This window comes from Winogradskya consettensis, assembly GCF_018332715.1.
Classification (GTDB): Bacteria; Actinomycetota; Actinomycetes; order Mycobacteriales; family Micromonosporaceae; genus Actinoplanes; species Actinoplanes consettensis.
This window is the reverse complement of record NZ_BOQP01000051.1, coordinates 1-19,603: the sequence shown is the minus strand read 5'-3', so window position 1 is coordinate 19,603 and position 19,603 is coordinate 1. Positions and strand designations below refer to the sequence as shown.

General features: G+C 70.0%; 24 protein-coding genes and 1 pseudogene. 8 read left to right on the top strand and 17 right to left on the bottom strand.

What is annotated here, in order from left to right; all coding sequences use genetic code 11:
• Nucleotides 1-26 precede the first annotated feature (26 nt).
• The gene (locus tag Aco04nite_RS40250) at nt 27-266 is read right to left on the bottom strand and encodes an acyl-CoA carboxylase epsilon subunit (RefSeq protein WP_213002501.1); all 240 of its coding nucleotides are present in this window, start codon (nt 264-266) and stop codon (nt 27-29) included.
• A gap of 232 nt (nt 267-498) precedes the next feature.
• On the opposite strand from Aco04nite_RS40250, the gene Aco04nite_RS40245 reads away from it, so the two are divergent.
• Both Aco04nite_RS40245 and Aco04nite_RS40240 read left to right on the top strand, forming a co-directional pair.
• Nucleotides 499-1,275, top strand: a complete 777-nt coding sequence (locus tag Aco04nite_RS40245; protein WP_213002500.1) for an enoyl-CoA hydratase-related protein — start codon at nt 499-501, stop codon at nt 1,273-1,275.
• An 84-nt stretch (nt 1,276-1,359) separates the two neighbouring features.
• Nucleotides 1,360-1,560 (top strand): hypothetical protein, encoded by a 201-nt coding sequence (locus Aco04nite_RS40240; RefSeq protein ID WP_213002499.1) that lies wholly within the window; start codon nt 1,360-1,362, stop codon nt 1,558-1,560.
• Between the two features lie 64 nt (nt 1,561-1,624).
• On the opposite strand, the gene Aco04nite_RS40235 is transcribed toward Aco04nite_RS40240, so the two are convergent.
• Nucleotides 1,625-2,176, bottom strand: a complete 552-nt coding sequence (locus Aco04nite_RS40235) for a hypothetical protein (protein ID WP_213002576.1) — start codon at nt 2,174-2,176, stop codon at nt 1,625-1,627.
• Here Aco04nite_RS40235 and Aco04nite_RS50135 point away from each other — a divergent pair.
• On the top strand, nt 2,103-2,465 hold the full coding sequence (locus Aco04nite_RS50135; protein ID WP_213002498.1) for an MmyB family transcriptional regulator: 363 nt from the start codon (nt 2,103-2,105) through the stop codon (nt 2,463-2,465). The two genes, Aco04nite_RS40235 and Aco04nite_RS50135, sit on opposite strands and share 74 nt — an antisense overlap.
• Nucleotides 2,459-2,677 (top strand): hypothetical protein, encoded by a 219-nt coding sequence (locus Aco04nite_RS50130; protein ID WP_213002497.1) that lies wholly within the window; start codon nt 2,459-2,461, stop codon nt 2,675-2,677. The genes Aco04nite_RS50135 and Aco04nite_RS50130 overlap by 7 nt, the downstream gene beginning before the upstream one ends.
• On the opposite strand, the gene Aco04nite_RS40220 is transcribed toward Aco04nite_RS50130, so the two are convergent.
• Nucleotides 2,647-3,222 (bottom strand): TetR/AcrR family transcriptional regulator, encoded by a 576-nt coding sequence (locus tag Aco04nite_RS40220; RefSeq protein ID WP_213002496.1) that lies wholly within the window; start codon nt 3,220-3,222, stop codon nt 2,647-2,649. The two genes, Aco04nite_RS50130 and Aco04nite_RS40220, sit on opposite strands and share 31 nt — an antisense overlap.
• A complete protein-coding gene (locus Aco04nite_RS40215) occupies nt 3,215-4,045 on the bottom strand; it encodes an alpha/beta fold hydrolase (protein WP_213002495.1) in 831 nt (276 codons plus the stop codon). Before Aco04nite_RS40215 ends, Aco04nite_RS40220 begins: the two co-directional genes overlap by 8 nt.
• Before the next feature lie 129 nt (nt 4,046-4,174).
• Here Aco04nite_RS40215 and Aco04nite_RS40210 point away from each other — a divergent pair, with 129 nt between their 5' ends.
• Nucleotides 4,175-4,765, top strand: coding sequence for a GyrI-like domain-containing protein (locus tag Aco04nite_RS40210; protein WP_213002494.1), 591 nt, complete (start codon nt 4,175-4,177; stop codon nt 4,763-4,765).
• 3 nt (nt 4,766-4,768) lie between these two features.
• Here the strand turns inward: Aco04nite_RS40210 and Aco04nite_RS40205 are convergent, their stop codons facing one another.
• From Aco04nite_RS40205 to Aco04nite_RS49290, 5 genes and pseudogenes are all read right to left on the bottom strand, one after another.
• Entirely contained in the window at nt 4,769-5,485 is a 717-nt protein-coding gene (locus tag Aco04nite_RS40205) for a hypothetical protein (RefSeq protein WP_213002493.1), read from the bottom strand.
• A gap of 73 nt (nt 5,486-5,558) precedes the next feature.
• Nucleotides 5,559-5,972, bottom strand: coding sequence for a DUF6188 family protein (locus Aco04nite_RS40200; protein WP_213002492.1), 414 nt, complete (start codon nt 5,970-5,972; stop codon nt 5,559-5,561).
• Nucleotides 5,973-6,070: 98 nt separating this feature from the next.
• Entirely contained in the window at nt 6,071-7,240 is a 1,170-nt protein-coding gene (locus tag Aco04nite_RS40195; RefSeq protein ID WP_213002491.1) for an alpha/beta hydrolase family protein, read from the bottom strand.
• A gap of 86 nt (nt 7,241-7,326) precedes the next feature.
• On the bottom strand, nt 7,327-7,506 hold the full coding sequence (locus Aco04nite_RS40190) for a hypothetical protein (RefSeq protein WP_213002490.1): 180 nt from the start codon (nt 7,504-7,506) through the stop codon (nt 7,327-7,329).
• 35 nt (nt 7,507-7,541) lie between these two features.
• Nucleotides 7,542-8,014 (bottom strand): annotated as a pseudogene (locus tag Aco04nite_RS49290) (MmyB family transcriptional regulator).
• Between Aco04nite_RS49290 and Aco04nite_RS40180 the strand changes: the two are divergent.
• Complete coding sequence (locus tag Aco04nite_RS40180) at nt 7,926-8,462, top strand: SDR family NAD(P)-dependent oxidoreductase (RefSeq protein WP_213002489.1); 537 nt, start codon at nt 7,926-7,928, stop codon at nt 8,460-8,462. The pseudogene Aco04nite_RS49290 and the gene Aco04nite_RS40180 sit on opposite strands and share 89 nt — an antisense overlap.
• Before the next feature lie 122 nt (nt 8,463-8,584).
• Here Aco04nite_RS40180 and Aco04nite_RS40175 read toward each other — a convergent pair whose 3' ends face one another.
• From Aco04nite_RS40175 to Aco04nite_RS49285, 8 genes are read right to left on the bottom strand one after another with little or no spacing between them, the layout of a single operon-like run.
• The gene (locus tag Aco04nite_RS40175) at nt 8,585-9,808 is read right to left on the bottom strand and encodes a lactate racemase domain-containing protein (RefSeq protein ID WP_213002488.1); all 1,224 of its coding nucleotides are present in this window, start codon (nt 9,806-9,808) and stop codon (nt 8,585-8,587) included.
• A complete protein-coding gene (locus Aco04nite_RS40170; RefSeq protein ID WP_213002487.1) occupies nt 9,805-10,656 on the bottom strand; it encodes a sugar phosphate isomerase/epimerase family protein in 852 nt (283 codons plus the stop codon). The genes Aco04nite_RS40175 and Aco04nite_RS40170 overlap by 4 nt, the downstream gene beginning before the upstream one ends.
• Entirely contained in the window at nt 10,653-11,693 is a 1,041-nt protein-coding gene (locus Aco04nite_RS40165; protein WP_213002486.1) for a Gfo/Idh/MocA family protein, read from the bottom strand. Before Aco04nite_RS40165 ends, Aco04nite_RS40170 begins: the two co-directional genes overlap by 4 nt.
• Nucleotides 11,690-12,517, bottom strand: a complete 828-nt coding sequence (locus Aco04nite_RS40160) for a sugar phosphate isomerase/epimerase family protein (protein ID WP_213002485.1) — start codon at nt 12,515-12,517, stop codon at nt 11,690-11,692. The genes Aco04nite_RS40165 and Aco04nite_RS40160 overlap by 4 nt, the downstream gene beginning before the upstream one ends.
• Nucleotides 12,517-13,386: a Gfo/Idh/MocA family protein gene (locus Aco04nite_RS40155; RefSeq protein WP_244876657.1), complete on the bottom strand. Its 870-nt coding sequence runs from the start codon at nt 13,384-13,386 to the stop codon at nt 12,517-12,519. The genes Aco04nite_RS40160 and Aco04nite_RS40155 overlap by 1 nt, the downstream gene beginning before the upstream one ends.
• A 5-nt stretch (nt 13,387-13,391) precedes the next feature.
• On the bottom strand, nt 13,392-14,255 hold the full coding sequence (locus Aco04nite_RS40150) for a carbohydrate ABC transporter permease (protein ID WP_213002483.1): 864 nt from the start codon (nt 14,253-14,255) through the stop codon (nt 13,392-13,394).
• Nucleotides 14,252-15,073, bottom strand: coding sequence for a carbohydrate ABC transporter permease (locus Aco04nite_RS40145; RefSeq protein WP_244876656.1), 822 nt, complete (start codon nt 15,071-15,073; stop codon nt 14,252-14,254). Before Aco04nite_RS40145 ends, Aco04nite_RS40150 begins: the two co-directional genes overlap by 4 nt.
• Nucleotides 15,074-15,117: 44 nt before the next feature.
• Entirely contained in the window at nt 15,118-16,437 is a 1,320-nt protein-coding gene (locus tag Aco04nite_RS49285; RefSeq protein ID WP_244876655.1) for an ABC transporter substrate-binding protein, read from the bottom strand.
• A 139-nt stretch (nt 16,438-16,576) separates the two neighbouring features.
• On the opposite strand from Aco04nite_RS49285, the gene uxaC reads away from it, so the two are divergent.
• Together uxaC and Aco04nite_RS40135 are read left to right on the top strand one after the other, a co-directional pair.
• A complete protein-coding gene (gene uxaC / locus Aco04nite_RS40140) occupies nt 16,577-17,962 on the top strand; it encodes a glucuronate isomerase (RefSeq protein ID WP_213002481.1) in 1,386 nt (461 codons plus the stop codon).
• Nucleotides 17,959-19,101 carry a mannitol dehydrogenase family protein gene (locus Aco04nite_RS40135; protein WP_213002480.1) on the top strand — a complete coding sequence of 381 codons (1,143 nt, stop codon included), beginning with the start codon at nt 17,959-17,961 and terminating at the stop codon, nt 19,099-19,101. The genes uxaC and Aco04nite_RS40135 overlap by 4 nt, the downstream gene beginning before the upstream one ends.
• Nucleotides 19,102-19,603: the final 502 nt, after the last annotated feature.

The window sequence follows — 19,603 nt, the reverse complement described above, 5'->3', positions numbered from 1 at the left end:
ACCGGCCCGCCGGATGCGGGCACGGATCAGCCCGCGGCACGCCGCCAGGGCGAGGGGCGCCGGTCGCCGTACATCGGGCCGGGCCAGACCTGCCGGCGGGTCTTCTCGGCCGGGGTGTTCCCGTCCGGGGTGTGCGCGGGAGCGGTGGTGCGCTCGGCCGCGTACTCGCCGAGGGCCTGCCGCAACGCGGCGAGCTGGCTCTCGTCGAGCCGGCCCCGGACGACGTCGACGAGCCCCTGACCCTGCTCCGGGACGACAGCCGTCATGCCGGCGCCTCCTTCACCCTCGTGGTCCTCCCGCCGCCGGTCCGGACCTTCAAACGAGCACCGTACGGTCACCACCCCCGCCGGGAAGCCCCTAGCCACCCCCTAAGGGAGGCTCGACCACCGAGGCCGGGCTGCTGCGGGCTCTGAGGAGGCGGGTAGGGGTTCCGCCGCGGGAGCCCGCACGGTAGACCGGACGGAACACTCGTGAAACGCGCGCGGAGGTATTCCCACGATGACCGGTTCTGTCCGTACGGAGATCCGCGCCGGAGTGGGCTGGCTGACCATCGACAACCCGGCGCGGCGCAACGCCCTCACCATGCGGATGCTGGCCGACCTGTCCGAGAGCCTGAACAAGCTGACCGCCGACGACGAGGTCCGCGTGATCGTCCTGCGCGGCGAGGGCACGACGGCGTTCGCCGCCGGGGCCGACATCAGCGAGTTCGCGGCCCAGCAGCGCTCCGAGGAGGTGCAGCGGACCGCCGACGAGGCACTGGACGGCGTCGTCACCAGCCTCTTCCGCTCCGACACCCCGATGATCGCGATGATTCACGGCTTCTGTCTCGGCGCGGGCCTGGCCATCGCGCTGGGCGCCGACATCCGCCTGGCCGACGACCGCAGCGCCTTCGCCATCCCCGCGGTCCGCCTGGGCCTCGGCTACCCGCTGTCCCAGGGCCGGGTGCTGGCCCGCACCGTCGGCCCCGCGTACGCCGCCGAGCTGTTGCTCACCGGCGCCCACGTGGACAGCGCCGAAGCCGCCCGGATCGGCCTGGTGAACCACGTCGTCCCCACCGGCGAACTGCTCCCGCGAACCGAACGCCTGGCCGAGTCGATCGCCGCCAACGCGCCGCTGTCCCTGCGCGCCGCGAAGCTCGCGATCCGCACGGTGGACTGGCCGGAGATGATCCCGGACGCCGAGCGCGCCATCCGGGCCTGCCGCGGCTCCGCCGACGCCGTCGAGGGTCAGCGGGCCTACATGGAGAAGCGCCGCCCCCACTTCTCCGGTCACTGAACGCCGGCCGCGGCATCCCCTATGGACACCCCTGTTCCCCCGCCGTGACGCATCAAGCCCACCCGGGCGGGGAACACCGCCGGCATGGCTGAGCTACCGACCCACATCCTGACCGACGCGGGCTTCACGAGCGACGAGGCGGAAGGCGTCGTCCAGGCCCTCCTGCACGGCGTGAACCTGCACGAGAGCTCCGAGCGCACCCACTCCGTCAACATCGACGACCTCCCCGACGACAAGAAGGAGGCGCTCGAACGGTTCAACATGGCCGTCGCCGCCGACGCCTGACCCGCCCCGTGACGGCGCCCGGACCTCGTCCGGGCGCCGCTGCAATACACCACCACGTTCACGGTCAGCTGAGAACGAGGCGTTCGATCTCGAGGACCGGGTCGTGCCCGGCGTACACCCGCGCGAGCCGGTCCACGTTCGCCCGGATCGCGCCGTCCCGCAAGAGGGTCTCGACTGCGGCGCGGACGGCCTCCGGGCCGGGTGTGCCGGTCGCCAGGTCGATGCCGAGCCGGTGATGGGCGACGCGGGCGGCGTTGGCGGGGACAGGGATCGAGATGAGGGCTCGGGTCCTGTCCGCCGAGGGCCGCGACGACGGTGACATCCAGGTCGGCGCCTCGGCGGGCAGGACCCCGATGAGGTGGACGTTCTTCGGCAGGTCACCGCGCTCGAACTCGAACCCGGCAACCGTCAGGATCGCGGTCTGGTCCGGCAGGGTGTAGACGCCGTCGGTCAGCTCGGCCACCCCCTCGCCGACACCCATCTCGCGCAGCAACTCGTTCATCCGGTCCTGCGCCGGCCGCATCCCGGCGGCGAACTGGGCGTTGGCCGCCCGGTTCGCGGCCTTCGGGATCCGCGCCGCCACCGACGTCCACCCCGACGCCGCCGAACTGGTCACGCTCCTGACCAGCCGCAGCCCCGAATTCGCCGCCCTCTGGCAAGCCCACGACGTCCGAGCCTGCCTCCACGAGGACATGTCCCTGCTCCACCCACCGATCCGCCGGGGCGCCTCGGCATGGTGGCCCACCTCCTCGCTCCGATCTCGTTCTTCGTCTGGACCCTGCCGGTCGTGGGTGGTGAGCTGCCCCCGCAGACGCCGTCCCGTGACCGCGGCGGTGACCTGCGCATCCGGCATGTCCCGGTGGAGGTGGCGGAGGAATGGGTGCGGCTCAATCCGGGGGTGGTGACCGGCCGCCAACCGGCTCCGCGGTCGCATTCCCGGTTCTTCTACGCGGGCTGGGCCGCCGGCCTGATCGCGGTGGCGATCGTGCTGTGGGTGACGGTGACCAACGACGTTCTGCTGTGGACTCTGGTGCCGGCGGGACTGATCGCCGGTGTCGTGATGGCTTTCAAGCTGTTCCCGCCCGGTTATATCGGCTTTGACGAAAGCGACTTCTGAGCGAGGCCGCGGTCGAGGAAGTCGATCAGCCATTCGAAGCTCTGGTCGGTGTCGGCGTTCCATTGGAAGCCCGCGGCGTTCTGGATGGTGGCGAAGCCGTGCAGGGTGCTGCGCAGTGTGCGCAGGGCGTGGGTCCGGTCGGCCGGGGCGATCCGGTATCCGCGCAGCACCGCGGCGAGGGATTCGATCACCCTGGCGCTCGCCGCGCCGAGTTCGGGGCCGGTGAAGATGCCGATCGTGGCGGCGTAGCGGCCGGGGTGGCCCGTCAGGTAGGAGCGCATGGCGCGGGCGGCCGCCGCCAGGGCGTCGCGGCCGGCGTAGCCCTGGGTGGCGTCCCGCAGGGCGTCGCCGAGCTCGGTCGCTGCCAGGGTGGCGAGGTCCTGGTGGAGCTCGGCGAGGCTGTCGATGTGTTTGTAGAGCGAGGGGGTGCGTACGCCGAGCCGCTCGGCGACCAGGCTCATCGTCACCTGGCCGAAGCCGCGCTCGTCGGCGAGCTCGGCCGCGGCGGCGACGACGGTGGCCCGGTCGAGCCCGGCCCTAGGCACGGACGGCCGCGGCCAGGAACGGGAGCATGTGGGTCACCACCTGGTCGGGGAACTGGGTGTGCAGGTAGTGCCCGGCGCCTTCGACGAGCGCGAGGGTCGCCACGCCGGCGGGCATCGCGGCGACGATCGCCTCGCCCTCGGCCTTCGGGTCGGCCCAGTCGGGGTCGAGGGTGCCCTCGATGATCAGCGCGGGGCAGCGCACCGAGCCGAGCTGGGCGCCCGCGTCGGCCGGGGTCGACTGGGTCATCTTCTGCAGGGTCTTCATCCGGCCGGGCTCGCGCAGGTTGGCCTCGATCCGGGCGAGCTGGCCGGTCCAGTCGGCGGGCCGCTGACCGGGGTAGGAGACCTCGAGGTACGCGAGCCACTGCTTGACGCTGCCGAACATGGCGCCGGCGAGGTGGAGCGAACCCTGCCGGACCCGCTTGACCTTCAGGGCGGCGACGCTGAAGGCCTGCGCGCGGGTGAACGGGGCGAGCTCGACGATCGCGCTGACCAGCTCGGGTGCGGTGGCCGCGGCGATGGTGACCGCGCCACCGGAGATCGAGTGCCCGACCAGCACGGCCGGCCCGCCCAGATGACGGATCAGGGCGACAAGGTCACCCGCGATGTCCGTACGCGTGAAGCTCGTGAAGCTCAGGTCGGACTCCCCGGCACCGCGCAGATCGGTCACCGCGACCCGGTAGCCCGCGCTCACCAGCTGCGGGACGACGAACCGGTAGGCGTCGCGGCTCTCGCCCATCCCCGGTGCGAGGACGACGAGCGGTCCCTCGCCGGACACCTCGTAAGCGATGCGGCCACCGTCGACGTTCAGGAACTCGGTCATGACTACCTCCAGGTGCGGCTAATTGCGTTAGCTATAAGCTAAGCCTATTAGCCAACCCTGTCAACATCAATTTCCTGGTACGCCCTACGAGGCTTCTCCCTCACCTCGGTCACTGGGTAACGTGGGCCGATGACCGACAAGGCCGACCTCAAACGCGACATCAGCACCTACCGGGCACCGCGTGGCCGGTTCGAGCTCGTGGACGTGCCCGAGCTGCGCTACCTCATGATCGACGGGCACGGCGACCCGAACACCGGCACGGCGTTCGCGGACGCGACGGCGGCGCTCTACCCCTTGGCGTACCGGCTGAAGTTCGCCAGTAAGAAGGTCCTGGGGCGCGACTATGTCGTCATGCCCCTGGAGGGGCTGTGGTGGTCGGATGACATGGAGACGTTCACCGCGGCGCGGGACAAGTCCCGATGGGACTGGACGCTGATGATCCTGGTCCCGGAGTGGATCGGCGACGACCTGCTGGCCGGTGCGGGGGAGTGGGGCGCGGTCCGGCTGGGCTCGCTGAGCGAGGGGCGGTGCGTGCAGACCCTGCACATCGGGTCGTACGACGACGAGGCCGGCGTGCTGGCGCGGATGCACGACGAGTTCATCCCGGGCAACGGGCTGCGGATGACCGGGAAGCATCACGAGATCTACCTCAGCGATGCTCGCAAAGTCGCGCCGGAGAAGCTCCGTACCATCCTCAGGCAGCCGGTCGGAGCGGTCTGAGGGCTACTTTTCGGTCGGCTCGGCCCAGGGGTCGATCGCCGGCATGCTGCCCGTGTGCGGGGACGGCTCGGGCTGCGGCGGGAAGCTGAACGGCGGCGGGGTCGGGCTGCCGTACGGCGGCGGGGTCGGGGTGATGTACGGGTTGTAACCGGTCTGGTGCTGCATCGGCGGGTAGGCCGGTCCGAGGATCTGCTGGGCGCGCATCAGCAGCCGGGCGTGGAAGTAGCGGTTCGACGGTGGCACCACGAGCAGGATCAGGGCCGCCAGCCCCGCGAGGACGACCAGGATGTCGAGGACGCCGGCGCTGATGCCGTACGCGGCGGGCAGGGTCCGGGCGAGCGTGGTGCTGCCGGTCTCGACGAAGTAGCCGGCCGGGCGGTGCAGCCCGTTGGTCATCGTGGCGAAGCCGCCGCAGAACAGGAAGATGCCACCGAGCACCAGCGTGGTGATGCGGGCGTTCTTGCGGCCGTGCCGGTTCAGGATGGCGAGGATGGAGACACCCGCCGCGACGAGAAGGTCGAATGTCGCTCCGGCCACGCTCGCGAACCCGGAGCCGGTCTCGCCGGTGTAGGAATCGCGGTAGACGCTGAGCCCCGTGTTGGTGAAGACCAGGTCGAGGACGGCCCCGAGCAGGGTCAGACCGGCGACGCCGAACAACAGCGCGCTGGAGAGACGCACTGTTGCCGGCGGCGTGACCGGCATCGGTTCCGCTGGATGCATGCCAGACAAGTTAGTCCCCGGCCATCAGGTGGGCTGCCCCGGCCCGCGTTTTACCTGCTCAGAGCTGCTGGGCTCAACCCCAGCAGGCAAGCTCGCCCCGGGCCAGGCATACGGTCAGCGACCCGTCCGGGCCGGTGATCGCCCACGACTCCACGTCGGCATCCGCACCGACCACCAGCTCCGAGCCGCTGACGAAGCAGATCCGCAGTTCGTTGCCCGCCCCCGTACGCGCCGACCGGACATCATCCCCGAGCAGCGTCGCCACGACGTCCGACGCGTCGGCACCCGGCTCGACCTCCACCCGGCCGCGGGGCGTGTTCAGGTGGGCGAGGCTCTCGATCAGCACCCGGAACCCACCGGAGAAACCCAGCTCGACGGCATGCCCCAGCTGCACGTACTCCAGCTTGCGCCCGTCCAGCAGCTCGACCCGCCGCGCCTGCCGCGGGCGGCGCCCGGCGTCCGTGTCGGCGTCCAGGACTGACAACATGAGTACCTCTATCGGCGAGTCGGGCCACTGACAGGCTGGACGTTAGCCGGGACTTTCATAAGAGAGCCTTAAAGGTTCGAAGCAGGTTGAGATTCCGGTCAGCGGGCCCGCTGCCGCGCGATCGGGTACGCGGGCTCCGGGTCGTCGAGGAACCCGCCGCCGCGGTGGCGCAGGAACCGGTCGAAGAAGCCGCTCAGGTAGCGGTCCAGGGTGCGCAGGGCGAGGCGGGGATCGAGGGTGCCGATGTCGTCGCGTACGGTCGCCGGGTCGAGCCGCAGCGGACCCGCCACCTGCGGAAGCACCACCTCGGCGTCGGTGAACGACGCGTGCCGGGAACCGGTCAGCGTCAGGGCCGCCTTCCATCCGGTGCTGTGCGCCCAGAACGACGTCCACGACGGATCGTTGGTGATCGTCTCGCCCGTCCCGTCGCTGCCCACGAGCAGGAACGGCCGATCCAGCCCGCGCTGCGCCACCGGCGACAGGACCTCCGGGTCGAGCGGGTCGAGGCCCATCGTGCCGTCGAGGTTGATGCCGGCCCTGATCCGCGGGTCGGCCGCCATCGCCGCGGCCGTGGCGAACCCGCCCGCCGAATGCCCGAACATCCCCACGGCGCTCAGGTCGACCCGCCCGCGCAGCCCGGCCGCGGTCACGCCGCCGAGCTGGTCGAGCACGAACGACGTGTCGGCGACCCGGGTCGCCATCATCCCGCTGACCCAGGCGACGGTCGGCTCGGCACCGCTGAGCAGCACCAGCCGCCCATCGGGAAACTCCACCTCGGGTGACTCGCCCGTGTTGTCGATGGTCACCACCAGATAGCCCGCTGCGGCCAGCTGCTCGACGAGCGTCGTCGACCAGGTACGCGGCTCGCCCAGCCCCGGCGAGTACAGCACCACGGGCAGCTTCCCGGCCCGCGGATCAACCGGCGCGTTCAGCGTCGCGTGAGTGCCGATCGACGCCCAGTCCACCTTCCCAGCAGGCAGCCCGAGCCCCAGGTAGTCGTTGGCGGTCACGGCATCGAAATGCGCGGCAGCGGCGTCGAGCATGTAGGGCGCCGCCGGTCCGGGTCGCGCGACGGCGGCGGGGTAGAAGAGGCTCACCATGAGCTCGCGGTCCTGCCGTCCGCGATCGATCAGATTCAGCGTCGTCTCACCCACGCGATAGCGCCCGGTGGGTGCCGGCAGTGACACCCGCGCCTCGGCCCGTGCGGGAATGCCCACGGCCACCATCGCCGCTGCGACCGCGGCGGCAAGCGTTTTCCGATATCTCATACCGGGCGACGCTAAGAGTCAGGTGTCGCCCGGCGCGTACCCCCGGAGAGCCATCTTTCCCGTAGCTCTCCGGGGGCACACGGGGGTCAGCTGCTGATCGCGCTGGTGATGGCGGCGTTGGTGTTGCCGCGGCTGGCCGCCCGGTCGCCCGCACGCCGGGCCTGCTCCGGGGTGGCACCCTGGGCCGCGGCCTTCAGCGTCGCATCACGCCGGACCTCGTCGAGTCGTGCCTGTCGCTTGCTGCGAAGCTTGCTCCAGATAGACATCACTTCGACGTTCCCGGCTTGATCATCGGTAAACCTCAGAGGAGTCGCGCGAGGGCGTCCGCCGAGGGGGAGGAGGGTGCGGGCAGGTAGGTGATGATCACCTGACCCCCGGCGCCCGCGACGGCGAGTGACTGGCGGCGCAGCGTCAACGGGCCCACCGCGGGATGGTCGAAGCGTTTGAGCTCGTCGCGCGTACGCCGGACGTCGTGATCGGCCCACGCCACCCGGAAATCGTCGTCGGCGAGCATCGACGCGATGAGGGCGGCCGTTGCGGGATCCCGCGGATCGGCCTCGGCACGCAGCGCGGCGGCGGTCTGTGCGGCGATCTGTGCCCAGTCGGGGAACAGATCGCGGGTGGCGGGCTCGAGAACATGCCGCGGACGAGATTCTGCCCGGGGGTGTAGAGCGGGGCGAGCGCCATGGCGAGTTTGTTGGCCGCCAGCACGTCGAAACGACGGTTGCGGACGTACGCCGGGGTCCGGCCCCAGGAATCGAGGAGCCGCCGCACGTCGTCGGACACCTCGTGCCCGGTGACGACTGCACGCTCAGGCCCGTTCATCACGGGTGCTTCCCGCGGCTTCGGGCACGTTTGGGCCCGGGCGGCCCTCGATCGCGGCGACCGGGTCGCCGCGACGGCACGAAACCCCCGGGACCTTCAGGACCTGAGCGATGCGTACGGCGACCGCGTCCTGCCCCTGACCCTGGACGTGACGGATCGCCCGGCGGTGTTCGCGGCGGTGGCGTCGGCCGTGGCGGCGTTCGGCGGGCTGGACGTCGTGGTCAACAACGCGGGTTACGGGTTGTTCGGCATGGTCGAGGAGGTGACCGAGGAGCAGGCCCGCGCGCAGATGGAGACCAACTTCTTCGATCGTCGAACCGGGCCCGTTCGGCACCGACTGGTCCGGCGGATCGGCTGTGCACGGCGCGCCGAACGCGGCCTACGAGCCGGTGCGTGAGGCACGCCGGGCCGGTGCCGCTGCCCGTACGCCGGCCGGCCCGGAGGTGACCGTGAAGGTGATCCTTCAGCTCGTCGACGCCGAGGAGCCGAACAGGCGGGGTGAAAGGGTAGGCGGGGTTATCAGCGCAGGCGGAAGAGGACTTCGCCGGCGTCGGGGACGACGAGGGTGTCCGGGTCGGCGGTGAAGGCGGCGATGTCGATGGTGGCGGGGTCGCGGTAGCCGAGGTTGGCGGCTCGGCAGACCGCTGAAGGGATGGCGGTGGCGAGGGTGACCTGGACGCGGAGGTGTTCCTCGCGCGTGACCGGGTCGTAGGTGCCGGCGCCGCGCAGGTGGGTGGAGTGGGCGAGTACTCCCCAGTGGACGTGTTTGAACGTGTCCCACTGTTTTACGAAGTAGTCGCGGCAGTGGTAGCCGATCTCGTGGATCTGGGGGTGGCTGGTGGCGATCTCACGGATGTGCGGGGCGTAGAGGATGACCTCGCCGCCGTCGGCGACGATCGGCTCGACCTTGTAGAAGCCTTTCGCGCCGGTCCAGATCTCGTCGTACATGGTGGGGATCAGGGACAGGACGCGGCGGACGGGGGTGTCGAGATAGGTGACGTGGGTGGCGGCGCTGACCTCGGCGGCGCTCGCCCAGGAGGTCAGGCAGTCGCCGAACGAGACGGAGTGCAGGCCGCCGCCGGGGGCGGTGACCACGCTGAGGGCGTACTTCTCGGCGGGGATGAGGGCGGCGCCGTCGTTGATGAGGGCGCGGACGGGGGTGAGGCCGGTGGTGCCGATGATCTCGGCGGAGGTGATGAGCGCGCCGAGCCAGTGCGACACGTCGATGATGGTCTGGCCGCCGACGCCGGGGAAGAAGTACTTGTTGCCGCCGGACATGCCGACCACCTCGTGCGGCAGGACCGGGCCGACGACCAGGGCGATGTCGTGGTCGAGGACCGCGCGGTTGAGCAGCACCTCGACGTCGCCGCTCATCCGGCCCTCGGAGAGCTCCTCGATCCGCGCGCCGGGGATGGTCCCGAGGTTCGCGAACGTCGACGGTTTCCACCACTCGTGGTTGATCACCTCGGTGCCGGGCAGCGGTGTCCCCAGGTGGGCGTCGAGCTCCGGAGTCGTCATCGGGCGGTGGGTGCCGAGCGCGACGAGGATCGTCAGCCGCGACACCCGGCCGTGCAGGGCCCGGTGCACGGCCCGGATCAGGAGCGGGAGCGGACAGGTACGCGTGGCGTCCGGCACGAGCACACAGACGCTGCACCCGTCGGCATCCAGGGCGCCGAGTTGCTCCACGACAAAGGAGGTGACCTCGTCGTCGGTGAGAACACGCTCGGGACCGCCGACCCTCATGACGCTGTCCACTGCTGGGCCCAGGCGTACGACATGCGGTGGGACTCCTTCTTCGACGCGACACTGGGCTCGTCGACCTCGATCATGTAGTCGCCGTCGTAGTCCGCCGGGATCGCGGCCCGCACGGCGTCGAAGTCGACCACGCCGAGACCCGGTTCGGCCCAGAGTCGTTTGCTGTCGGTCGCCTCACGGTACGACAGGTCGCGCCGATCGAGCAGGTCGGCGAAGCAGTCCTTGAGGTGGATCCCGCCGAGCCGGTCGGCGTAGCGCGTGATGAACGCGGCCGGGTCGATGCCCGCCCAGCGCAGATGCCCGGTGTCCGGTCCGACGCCGATCACGTCCGGGCCGAGGTCGTCGAGCAGCGTGGTGATCTCGTGCTCGGTCTCGAAGACGCCGCCGACGTGCGAGTGGTGCAGCGGCCGCAGCCCCTCGGCGGCGAGGACCCGGCTGACCTGCCCGCAGGCGTCGATCGCCCGGTCGAGGCGGCCCGCGTCGAAGCCGGTTCCCACGGCCGGTGCGGCGAGCCGTTCCGGGCGGCCCATCGACGAGACCATCGTGCGGTCGAGGCCGAGCGCGACCTGGACGGCGGCGAACCGTTTGGCCCGCTCGAGCTCATCGGCGAGCACGACGGTCTCGTCGAACGGGGAGTTGAACAGGCTCAGGGCCGGGCTCAGGCCGTACCCTGCGATCCAGTCCTGGTATTGACCTGCGGTCATGTCGTCGGGCACGTCCGCCTTGACCGCGGTGAAGCCGATCTCCTGGAAGTCGGCGAACGCCTCGGCGAGGACCTCGCGGGTCTTGCCGGCCCTGGCCCAGTAGGGGATGGGGTTCGCGGCGATACGGCTCATGACAGGGCCACCGGACGGCCGGTGCGGGCCGACTCGTACGCCCCGGCGATGACCCCGATCGACTGCCGGTTGGTCTCCAGGTCGACCCGCAGCTTCTCGGTCCCGGCCAGCGCCCCGAGGAAGTTGAGATACTGGCGCTGATGGGTGTCACCAAGTCCCACCGGATCCACAAAACCGGAGGTCACCCGGGTGCCGCCCATCTGCATCTCGACCGGTGAGGTTCCGGCCGGCGTCGAATGGAAGAACGCCATCCGGTCGTTGTCGATCACCGCCGAGCCGCGGTCGCCGTGCACCTGGAGGCGCGCGCTCAGCCCCGGATACGCCGACGTCGTCGCGTGCAGCACCCCGAGCGCCCCCGACGCGAACCGCACCACCCCGGCCGCGACGTCCTCCACCTCGATGCGTTCGTGGGCGAGAGTCCCGGTGTACGCGAACACTTCCACAGGCCGTCCGAGCGCGGCGATGAGCAGGTCGACGGTGTGCACCCCCTGGTTCATCAGCGCGCCGCCGCCGTCGAGGTCCCACGTCCCGCGCCAGTCGCCGGAGTCGTAGTAGCTCTGCCCGCGCCACCAGTCGATCGCCGCGATGCCCGACGTGAGCCGCCCGAACTCGCCGCGCCCGATCGCCGTCAGGGTCTGCTCCGTCGCCGGGTCGAAGCGGTGCTGCGAGATCACCGTGACGAGGGTGCCGGCCCGCTGCCGGGCCGCGATGATCTCGTCGGTACGCGCGACCGTGATCTCCGCCGGCTTCTCCAGGATCACGTGCTTGCCCGCGTTCAGCGCCTCGATCGCGACCTCGCCGTGCCTGCCGGTCGGCGTGCAGACCACCACGACGTCGACGTCCTCGGCGGACAGGGCCGCGCGCAGCGACGGGTACGGGCGGCCGCCGTGCTCGGAGGTCAGCCGCTCCGCGCGTACTGAATCAACGTCGGCGACCGCGACCAGCTCGATGCGATCGCTGAGCGCCTGCATGACCGACCCGTGGTGTCTGCCGATCACTCCCGCGCCGACCAGGGCGAACTTCGTCTTCGTGGTCACTGGAACTCGATCTCCTCGGCTGTCAGCAGGTCGGTGAACGACTGCCAGGCGGTGCGGAACAGGTCCGGTCCGGAGAAACCGCCGGTGGTGTGGCCGGCGGCGAGGTGCGGTTCGAGGGAGAAGAAGCCGTCGAACCCGTCGTGGTGCAGCGCCCGCATCGTCGCGGCGACCTCACCGTCGCCCTGCCCGGCCGGCACCACCGTGCCGTCGACGGCGAAGGCATCCTTGATCTGTACGTATTCCACGTGCGGCCGCAGCATCGCGTACCCGTCGGTGTAGGGCCGGACCCCGACCTGGACGAAGTTCGCCGGGTCCCAGGCCAGCCGCAGGTACGGCGAGTCCACCGAGCGGACCAGGTCGAGGCAGCGTTCCGGCACGTCGCCGTAGATCTCCTTCTCGTTCTCGTGCAGCAGGACCAGGTCGTTCTCCTCGGCGACGCGGGTCAGGGCGCGCATCCGGTCGATCACCTCACCGCGGTGCTCGGCGGGGTCGGCGCCGGGCGGCAGGAAGAACGAGAAGATCCGGATGTACGGCGCGCCGAGCAGGTGGGCCACCTCCGCGGCGTGGCGCATGCGGTCGAGGTGCGGCGCGAAGTCCTTACGTACGCCTATCTTCCCGATCGGCGAGCCGATGCTGGACACCTGGAGCCCGTACCGTGCGAGGGTTTTCTTGACCGTGTCGAGTTGCTCGGCGGAGAGGTCGAGGATGTTGATGTCCCAGGCGCTGCGCACCTCGGCGAACGTGAGGCCGAGCCCCGCGGCGACCTCGCACTGCTCGGTGAAGTCGGGGGAGATCTCGTCGATGAAACCGGACAGCGTCCACATCAGTAGAGCCCTTCGATGAGCCGTTGTGCTTTCAACGCCTCCTGCGGGCCGATCCAGAACGGCTCCGGATCGTGCAGGCGGCGGTAGAAATCGGCGATGAGCAGCTGGTGGGAGGCGCCCCAATAGGTACGCCCACCGCCGCTCGCCGCCTGCTCGGCGATGACCTCGGTGCGCCCGTCGGACCACGTGACGGTCAGGTCGCCGCGGATCAGCAGGGTGGCCTGCTCGGCGACGATCTCGATGGTGACCGGGGCATCGGTGGCATTGGCGAGCGTGGCGAAGAACGTGCTGCGTGCCCCGCCGGCGTGGTCGAGGATCAGGTGCGCGGTGTCCTCCACGTCGACGCCGGGGATGTCGAGATAGCCGCCGAGGTCACCGCGTACCCGGGTAACACCCCCGACCAGCCACAGCAGAAGGTCCAGGGTGTGGATCGCCTGGTTGATCAGCACCCCGCCGCCGCTGCGTCTGCGCTGCCCGCGCCACGGCCGGGCCCGGTAGTACGCCTCGTCGCGGTGCCACAACACCGACGCCGAAGCACCCCGGACCGCGCCGACCTTCCCCGAGGCGATCAGGTCATGAGCCGCCATCGAGGTGGGGTTGTAGCGGTTCTGCAGGCACACCCCGATCTTCCTGCCGGGGTAGGCGCCGACGAGCTTCTCCGCCTCCGCGACCGTGTTCGCCACCGGCTTCTCCAGCAGCACGTGCGCGCCGTTGCGAAGTGCTTCGAGGGCGACGGGTACGTGCTGGTCGTGCGGCGTGCACACATGCACCACGTCCGGTTGGTCGCCGGCGTCGACCAGCTCGACGCCCAACTGGGAGATCGCCGCGAGATGCACCACCGACACGTCACCGCGCCCGATCACCGCCACCCGGGTCACTTCACGCCGCCCGTGGTCAGCCCGCCCACCAGGTAGCGCTGGAAGACCAGGTAGAGCACGACCACCGGGACGGCGCAGATCAGCGCGGCGGCCATCATCTGCGAGTACACCGGCACCGCGCCGCCCTCCTGCGACGAGCCGAAGACCTGCAGCGCCACGGCGGCGGTGTGCGTGTCGGGCCGGGTCAGCACCGAGGCGAACAGGACGTCGTTCCAGCCGAGCAGGAACGCGAAGATCCCGGCGACCACGATCGCCGGCAGACTCAGCGGGATGATGATGCGGCGCAGGATGACCAGCGTGGACGCGCCCTCGGTGCGGGCCGCCTCCTCCAGCTCGCGGGGCAGCCCGCGCAGATAGGTCACCATCACCCAGGTGGAGAACGGCAACGCGAACGTCAGGTACGCCACGAACAGCCCCCACCGGGTGCCGATCACGGTCAGCCCCAGATAGTTGCCGGCCGACGAGAACAGCACGAACACCGGCAGCAGCATCAGCGTGCCCGGGATGCTCTGCAACCCGACCAGGCCCCGCAGGATCGTCAGCCGGCCCGTGAACGTGTAGCGGACCAGGACGTACGCCGTCGTCGTCCCGAGCAGCGCCGACGCGACCGCGGTCAGCGCGCACACGAGCAGGCTGTTGACGATCCCGGTGGCCAGGTCGGCGGTCGTCCACACCCGGGAGTAGCTGTCCAGGCTGAACGAGCTCGGCCAGAACTCCCCGGACGCCACGCCCACGTCGCTGTTCAGCGAGGCCAGCACGATGTAGAGGATCGGCGCCAGCACGATCGCGCACAGCACCGCGGTCAGCGTCACGATCAACGGCCGGGGGAGCAGCCGGGTGGCCTCCGTCGACGCGCTCATCGGCGGCCTCCTTCCTCGTGGACGTCCAGGCGTACGGCGCGCAGATAGGCGAAGAGCGGGATCGCGATGATGATCAGCGACACGACGGCCATCGCCGCGCTCAGCCCGAACCGCAGACTCTGGAAACTGGTGACGTAGACGAGCATCGGCATCACGTTGACGTCGTCCGGTGCGGGCGCCCCGAACAGCACGAACGGCAGCGTGAAATTGTTGATGTGGTTGAGCGTGGCGAGCAGGCAGGCCAGCAGCACCGGGCCGCGCAGATACGGCAGCACCACCCGGGTCAGCTTCGGCCACCACGTCGCGCCGTCGACCGCCGACGCCTCGTGCACCTCGTGGTCGACCGACTGCAGCGCGGCGAGCGCCATCAGATAGATGAACGGCCACGCCGCCCAGATCTCCACCAGGATCAGCGCCCAGTACGACCGGGGCCCGCTCAGCCACAGCGAACCGTCCGCGCCGAGCCAGTTGTTCACCACCCCGTCGGGCTGCAGCATGGTCCGCCAGACGGTGGCGACCACGAACGACGGCAGGACGTACGGGATCAGGAAGACCGCACGGACCAGAGCGCGGCCTCGGTACGCGTTCTGGGTGACCAGGGCGGCCGCTATGCCGATCGGGATCGTGGCGAGCGTGGACAGCACCGCGAACGACACGCTGATCCAGATGGAGTGCAGCAGCCCCGACCCGAGCGACTCCGTGTAGTTGCCGAGCCCGATGAACGGCGCCTGCACCCACCGGCGCAGCGTGTACTGGTCCAGGTCGATCGTCGAGATCCACCCCGCCAGGCCGAGCGGGAGCAGGATGACCAGGATCATCAGCGCCCCGCCCGGCGCGAGGAGCCACAGCGGCCGCTGGCGCACTACTTGGCCCGGTCGAGTGCCGATTGCGCCTTCTTCTGCGCGTCGGCGAGCCGGCCGTCGATCGTGGCGGTGCTGATCGAGCCCTTCGACAGGTCCGGGATGGACTGCACCACCGCGTTGGTCAGCGCGAGCTGCACGTCGGCCCACGCCCCGGAGAACGGCGTCGCCACCGACTTCTGCTGCGCCTCGACCACCACCTTGAGCTTCGGGTCGGACTGCAGGCTCTGCGCCGCCGCCGCGTTCGACGGCAGCTGGCCGAGCTGCTGGTAGATCTCCAGTTGGGCCGGCTCATCGGTGATCAGCTTGACGAACTGGAACGCGAGATCCTTGTTCCTGGAGTAGTCCGCGACCAGCAAATTGTCGCCGGAGAGGATGCTCGCCGCCTCGACCCCGTTCGCCGGGCGGCTCGTCGCGCCGGGCGGCACGGTCGGGAGCAGCGCGAACTGCCACTTGCCCTTGACCGCGCCCGCGTCGAGCGCCTTGGTCGCCAGCGCCGAGGTGAGCGCCATGTAGCCGGTTTTGCCCTCCGCGAACGCGGCGATCGCCTGCGAGTTGGTCCAGCCCACCGCCGCGGGATCGACCACCTTGTCGGTGGCCAGCCAGCCGAAATACGTCTGGTACGCCTTCTGTACCGCAGGATCCTGGATGCGCGCCGTCCTCCCGTCCACGATCGGGTTGCCGGCCTGCGCGGACATGCCCCAGATGAACTTCCACGGGTCGAAGTTGTCCTTGTACGCCACCGCCAGCCCGTGCTGATCGCCGGTGGTCAGCTTCTTCGCCTGCGCGGTCAGCTCGTCCCAGGTCGTCGCGGGCTTGTCGATGCCCGCCGCCTTGAGCAGCTCGGTGTTGTAGACCATCACGAACGGGCGCCCCACCCACGGGATGCCGATCTGGTTCTGCGCGTCCGGCCCCGAGATGCCCAGCGCGGACGGGATGAACTTCTCCTTGCCGCCGACCTGCTTCCACTGTTCGTCACCCAGGGTCACGAAGGCCTTGGTGGAGTACGCCGTGGGCGTGAACGTCGTGCCGACCGCGTACACGTCCGGGCCGGAGCCGGACACCACCGACGTCTGGATCTTCGTGAGCTCGTCGTTGGCGCTCGCGAACGTCTCCCACTTCACGTCGGCGCCGGTCTGCGTCCTGAACTGCTCGGCTATCGACTTCTGCCAGGCCTGCTGCTCCTGGGGATACTGCGTGTTCGCCGCTATCAGCACGTTGATCGATTTGCTGCCGCCGCTGTCGTCCCCGCCACCGCACGCCGCCATGGCGAGCGTAAGGCCCAGGATCGACGTGAAGGCCAAGGTTTTTCTGGAGCGCATGTGGTCTCCTTCGTTTGTTACGCGATGGTTTCCTCGCGGCAACCGGCGGCACAATGAGTTGCCGTTTGTTGCCAGGGGCGTCGCGGCAACAGGTGGCAACCACTTGCTGCCGCGCCGGGCGCCCGCGAACGCTCGGGCGATGGCTGCCCTGACGCTGCACCCCGACCGGCTGCTGCCCGCCGACCCGGGCGTACGCTCCCTCGCCCGCCGCCTCTACCAGGGCGTACGCGATCTGCCGATCATCAGCCCGCACGGCCACGTCGACCCGGGCCTGCTCCTGCACGACACCCCGTTCGCCGACCCGGCCAGCCTGTTCATCCAGCCCGACCACTACGTGACGCGGTTGTTGCACGCGGGCGGCGTACCGCTGGACGCTCTGGGGGTGGGGGAGCCGCCGATGCCGGAGGCCCGGGCCCGCGAGGCGTGGCGCCTGCTCTGTGCACATTGGGACCTGCTGAGAGGTACGCCCGTCAGGTACTGGTTCGACAGCGAGCTCGCGGAGATCTTCGGCATCACCTCACGGCCGTCCGCGTCCAACGCCGATGATCTGTACGACGTGATCGCCGGACAACTGGCGATGGACACCCATCGCCCCCGGGCCCTGCTTTCGCGCTTCACCATCGAGTTCCTGGCCACCACCGACGACCCGGCCGACGACCTCGCCGCCCACCGGGCCCTGCGCGCCGACCCCGCGGTCTCCACCGTGGTCGCGCCGACGTTCCGCCCCGACCGCTACCTGGAGATCGGCCGCCCCGGCTGGCCGTTGCTCGCGAAGGAGTTCGGCGACTACGCCGGTTACATCGCGTGGCTCGAGGACCGCAGACGCTACTTCGCCGACCACGGCGCGGTCTCCGCCGACCACGGCCACCTCGACGCCGGCACCGAACCGCTCTCCACGGGCGAGGCCTCGCGCATCTACCGCTCCGCGCTCGCCGGCACCGTCACCTCCGCCGAGGCCACCGCGTTCCGCCGCCACATGACCTTCGAGATGGCCCGGATGTCCTGCGACGACGGCCTGGTCATGACACTGCACCCGGGCGTCCACCGCGGCCACCACCCGCCGACCCTGCACCGCTTCGGCCCCGACACCGGCCACGACATCCCCGTCACCGCCGAATACACCCGTTCCCTGCAGCCGCTGCTCGAAAAGTTCGGCACCCACCCCGGCTTCCACCTGGTCCTGTTCACCGTGGACCCGGACGTCTACACCCGCGAGATCGCCCCGCTCGCTGGCTTCTACCCGTCCGTCTACGCCGGCGCCCCCTGGTGGTTCCTCGACAACCCCGCCTCGATCGCCCACTTCCAGCACGCGATCACCGAGATCGCCGGCCTCAGCCGCCTCTCCGGCTTCGTCGACGACACCCGCGCGTTCTGCTCCATCCCCGCCCGCCACGACATGTCCCGCCGCCTAGACGCCGCTTTCCTCGCCGGCCTGGTCACGTCGCACCGCCTGGACGAGGACGAAGCCCTGGACGCCCTCACCGCACTCGTCCGCGACCAGCCCCGGAAGGTGTTCAAACTGTGAACCACCATCTCCACCTCGGCCTGGGCAACTTCTTCCGGGCCCACCAGGCCTGGTACACCGGCGCGGACCCCCGCTGGAGCATCACCGCCTTCACCGGCCGCTCACCCGACCTGGCGGACGAGCTGACCCGCCGGGACTGCCGTTACAACCTGGTGGTCCGAGGCCCGTCCGAAGACCGCACCGAACCCCAGACCGCGATCACCACAGCGCTACCCGGCACCGACCTCACGGCGTGGCGCTCCTGGATGTCCCGCCCCTCGGTCGCCGTCCTCACCCTGACGGTCACCGAAGCGGCCTACGCCGACTTCGTCCCCGCCCGCCTGGTAGCCGGCCTCGCCGCCCGCCGCGCAGCCGGAGCAGGCTCGATCGCCATCATCCCCTGCGACAACATCCCCGCCAACGGCTCCACCACCGCGCAGGCAGTGGCAGCCCTCGCGGACCCCGCCCTGGCCACCTGGATCACCGACAACGTCAGCTTCGTATCCACGATGGTCGACCGCATAACCCCTCGCAACCCCACCCCCGGCGTAGACGTGATCACCGAACCCTTCACCGAGTGGATCCTCAGCGGCACCTTCCCCGCGGGCCGCCCCACCTGGGAAGCCGCCGGCGCCCGCTTCGTGACGGACGTGCGCCCGCACGAAACCCGCAAACTCTTCCTCCTCAACGGCGCCCACACCCTCTTGGCGTACGCCGGCAGCGCCCTCGGCCACACCACAGTGGCATCAGCGGTCGCCGACCCCACCTGCCGAACCTGGCTCAACGAATGGTGGGACGAAGCCTCCCGCCACGTCCCCCTCCCCGCCCCCGAACTCCTGACCTACCGCGCCGCCCTGCTCACCCGCTTCGCCAACCCCCGAATCCACCACACCCTCGCCCAGATAGCCACCGACGGCTCCCAAAAACTCCCCATCCGAGTCCTCCCCGTCCTCCGCGCCGAACGCTCCGCCGGCCGCATGCCCACCGCCGCCCTCCGAATCGTCTCGGCCTGGATCAACCACCTCCGCGGCGCAGGCGCCCCCCTCAACGACCCAGCCGCCGCCCCCTATCTCCAGCGAGCAGCCTCCTCCCGAGACATCCTCACCCTCCTGGCCCCCGACCTCACCCACGACGAAGCCCTCCTCAAAGCCCTCCCATAACCCCACCCCAAAAGGCTCGCCTCACGCACACACGCTCACCATTGCCGTGGATCTATTTCTGCGACCCGGCCGGCCCGTGGCAACGCGGCTCCAACCCCCGCCCAGCGTTTCACCCGACTACTCTCCGGCGCATCATGATCGTATTCACTGATCCGCCGACGACAACAAGACAGCCAACGAACTCGTGGCGCGATGAGCACGAGGATCGCCTCCCGGGATCCATCCGCCACCACTCTACGGCTATCCGAATACTCGCTATCTGCCATTCAAATTTGTGTGATCCCCCTCAACCCGACAATGGCACACCCGTACTTCCGATCATGAAACACCCTGAGAATGATAAAGGAATGAAATACGCTCAGCTGGAGATCTTTACGACCGTTGAACTGGCGTGGATGCGTGACCCGACACGGCGCCGGAACTACTCCGCGGCAACCGAAGAGTTCCGGCGTGAGCACAAGGTTCGGCGGGCTTTCGGGAAAGCTCTCGGCCACACCACCCG

Coding starts and splice junctions, on each gene's coding strand:
- Aco04nite_RS40245 (WP_213002500.1), top strand. CDS start 499: ATGACCGGTTCTGTCCGTACGGAGATCCGCGCCGGAGTGGGCTGGCTG.
- Aco04nite_RS40250 (WP_213002501.1), bottom strand. CDS start 266: ATGACGGCTGTCGTCCCGGAGCAGGGTCAGGGGCTCGTCGACGTCGTC.
- Aco04nite_RS40205 (WP_213002493.1), bottom strand. CDS start 5,485: ATGCATCCAGCGGAACCGATGCCGGTCACGCCGCCGGCAACAGTGCGT.
- Aco04nite_RS40145 (WP_244876656.1), bottom strand. CDS start 15,073: ATGATCCTGGTCATCCTGCTCCCGCTCGGCCTGGCGGGGTGGATCTCG.
- Aco04nite_RS40150 (WP_213002483.1), bottom strand. CDS start 14,255: ATGAGCGCGTCGACGGAGGCCACCCGGCTGCTCCCCCGGCCGTTGATC.
- Aco04nite_RS40190 (WP_213002490.1), bottom strand. CDS start 7,506: ATGTCTATCTGGAGCAAGCTTCGCAGCAAGCGACAGGCACGACTCGAC.
- Aco04nite_RS40215 (WP_213002495.1), bottom strand. CDS start 4,045: ATGACCGAGTTCCTGAACGTCGACGGTGGCCGCATCGCTTACGAGGTG.
- Aco04nite_RS49285 (WP_244876655.1), bottom strand. CDS start 16,437: ATGCGCTCCAGAAAAACCTTGGCCTTCACGTCGATCCTGGGCCTTACG.
- Aco04nite_RS40160 (WP_213002485.1), bottom strand. CDS start 12,517: ATGTGGACGCTGTCCGGTTTCATCGACGAGATCTCCCCCGACTTCACC.
- Aco04nite_RS40170 (WP_213002487.1), bottom strand. CDS start 10,656: ATGAGCCGTATCGCCGCGAACCCCATCCCCTACTGGGCCAGGGCCGGC.
- Aco04nite_RS40200 (WP_213002492.1), bottom strand. CDS start 5,972: ATGTTGTCAGTCCTGGACGCCGACACGGACGCCGGGCGCCGCCCGCGG.
- Aco04nite_RS40195 (WP_213002491.1), bottom strand. CDS start 7,240: ATGAGATATCGGAAAACGCTTGCCGCCGCGGTCGCAGCGGCGATGGTG.
- Aco04nite_RS40180 (WP_213002489.1), top strand. CDS start 7,926: ATGGCGAGTTTGTTGGCCGCCAGCACGTCGAAACGACGGTTGCGGACG.
- Aco04nite_RS40210 (WP_213002494.1), top strand. CDS start 4,175: ATGACCGACAAGGCCGACCTCAAACGCGACATCAGCACCTACCGGGCA.
- uxaC (WP_213002481.1), top strand. CDS start 16,577: ATGGCTGCCCTGACGCTGCACCCCGACCGGCTGCTGCCCGCCGACCCG.
- Aco04nite_RS40175 (WP_213002488.1), bottom strand. CDS start 9,808: ATGAGGGTCGGCGGTCCCGAGCGTGTTCTCACCGACGACGAGGTCACC.
- Aco04nite_RS40240 (WP_213002499.1), top strand. CDS start 1,360: ATGGCTGAGCTACCGACCCACATCCTGACCGACGCGGGCTTCACGAGC.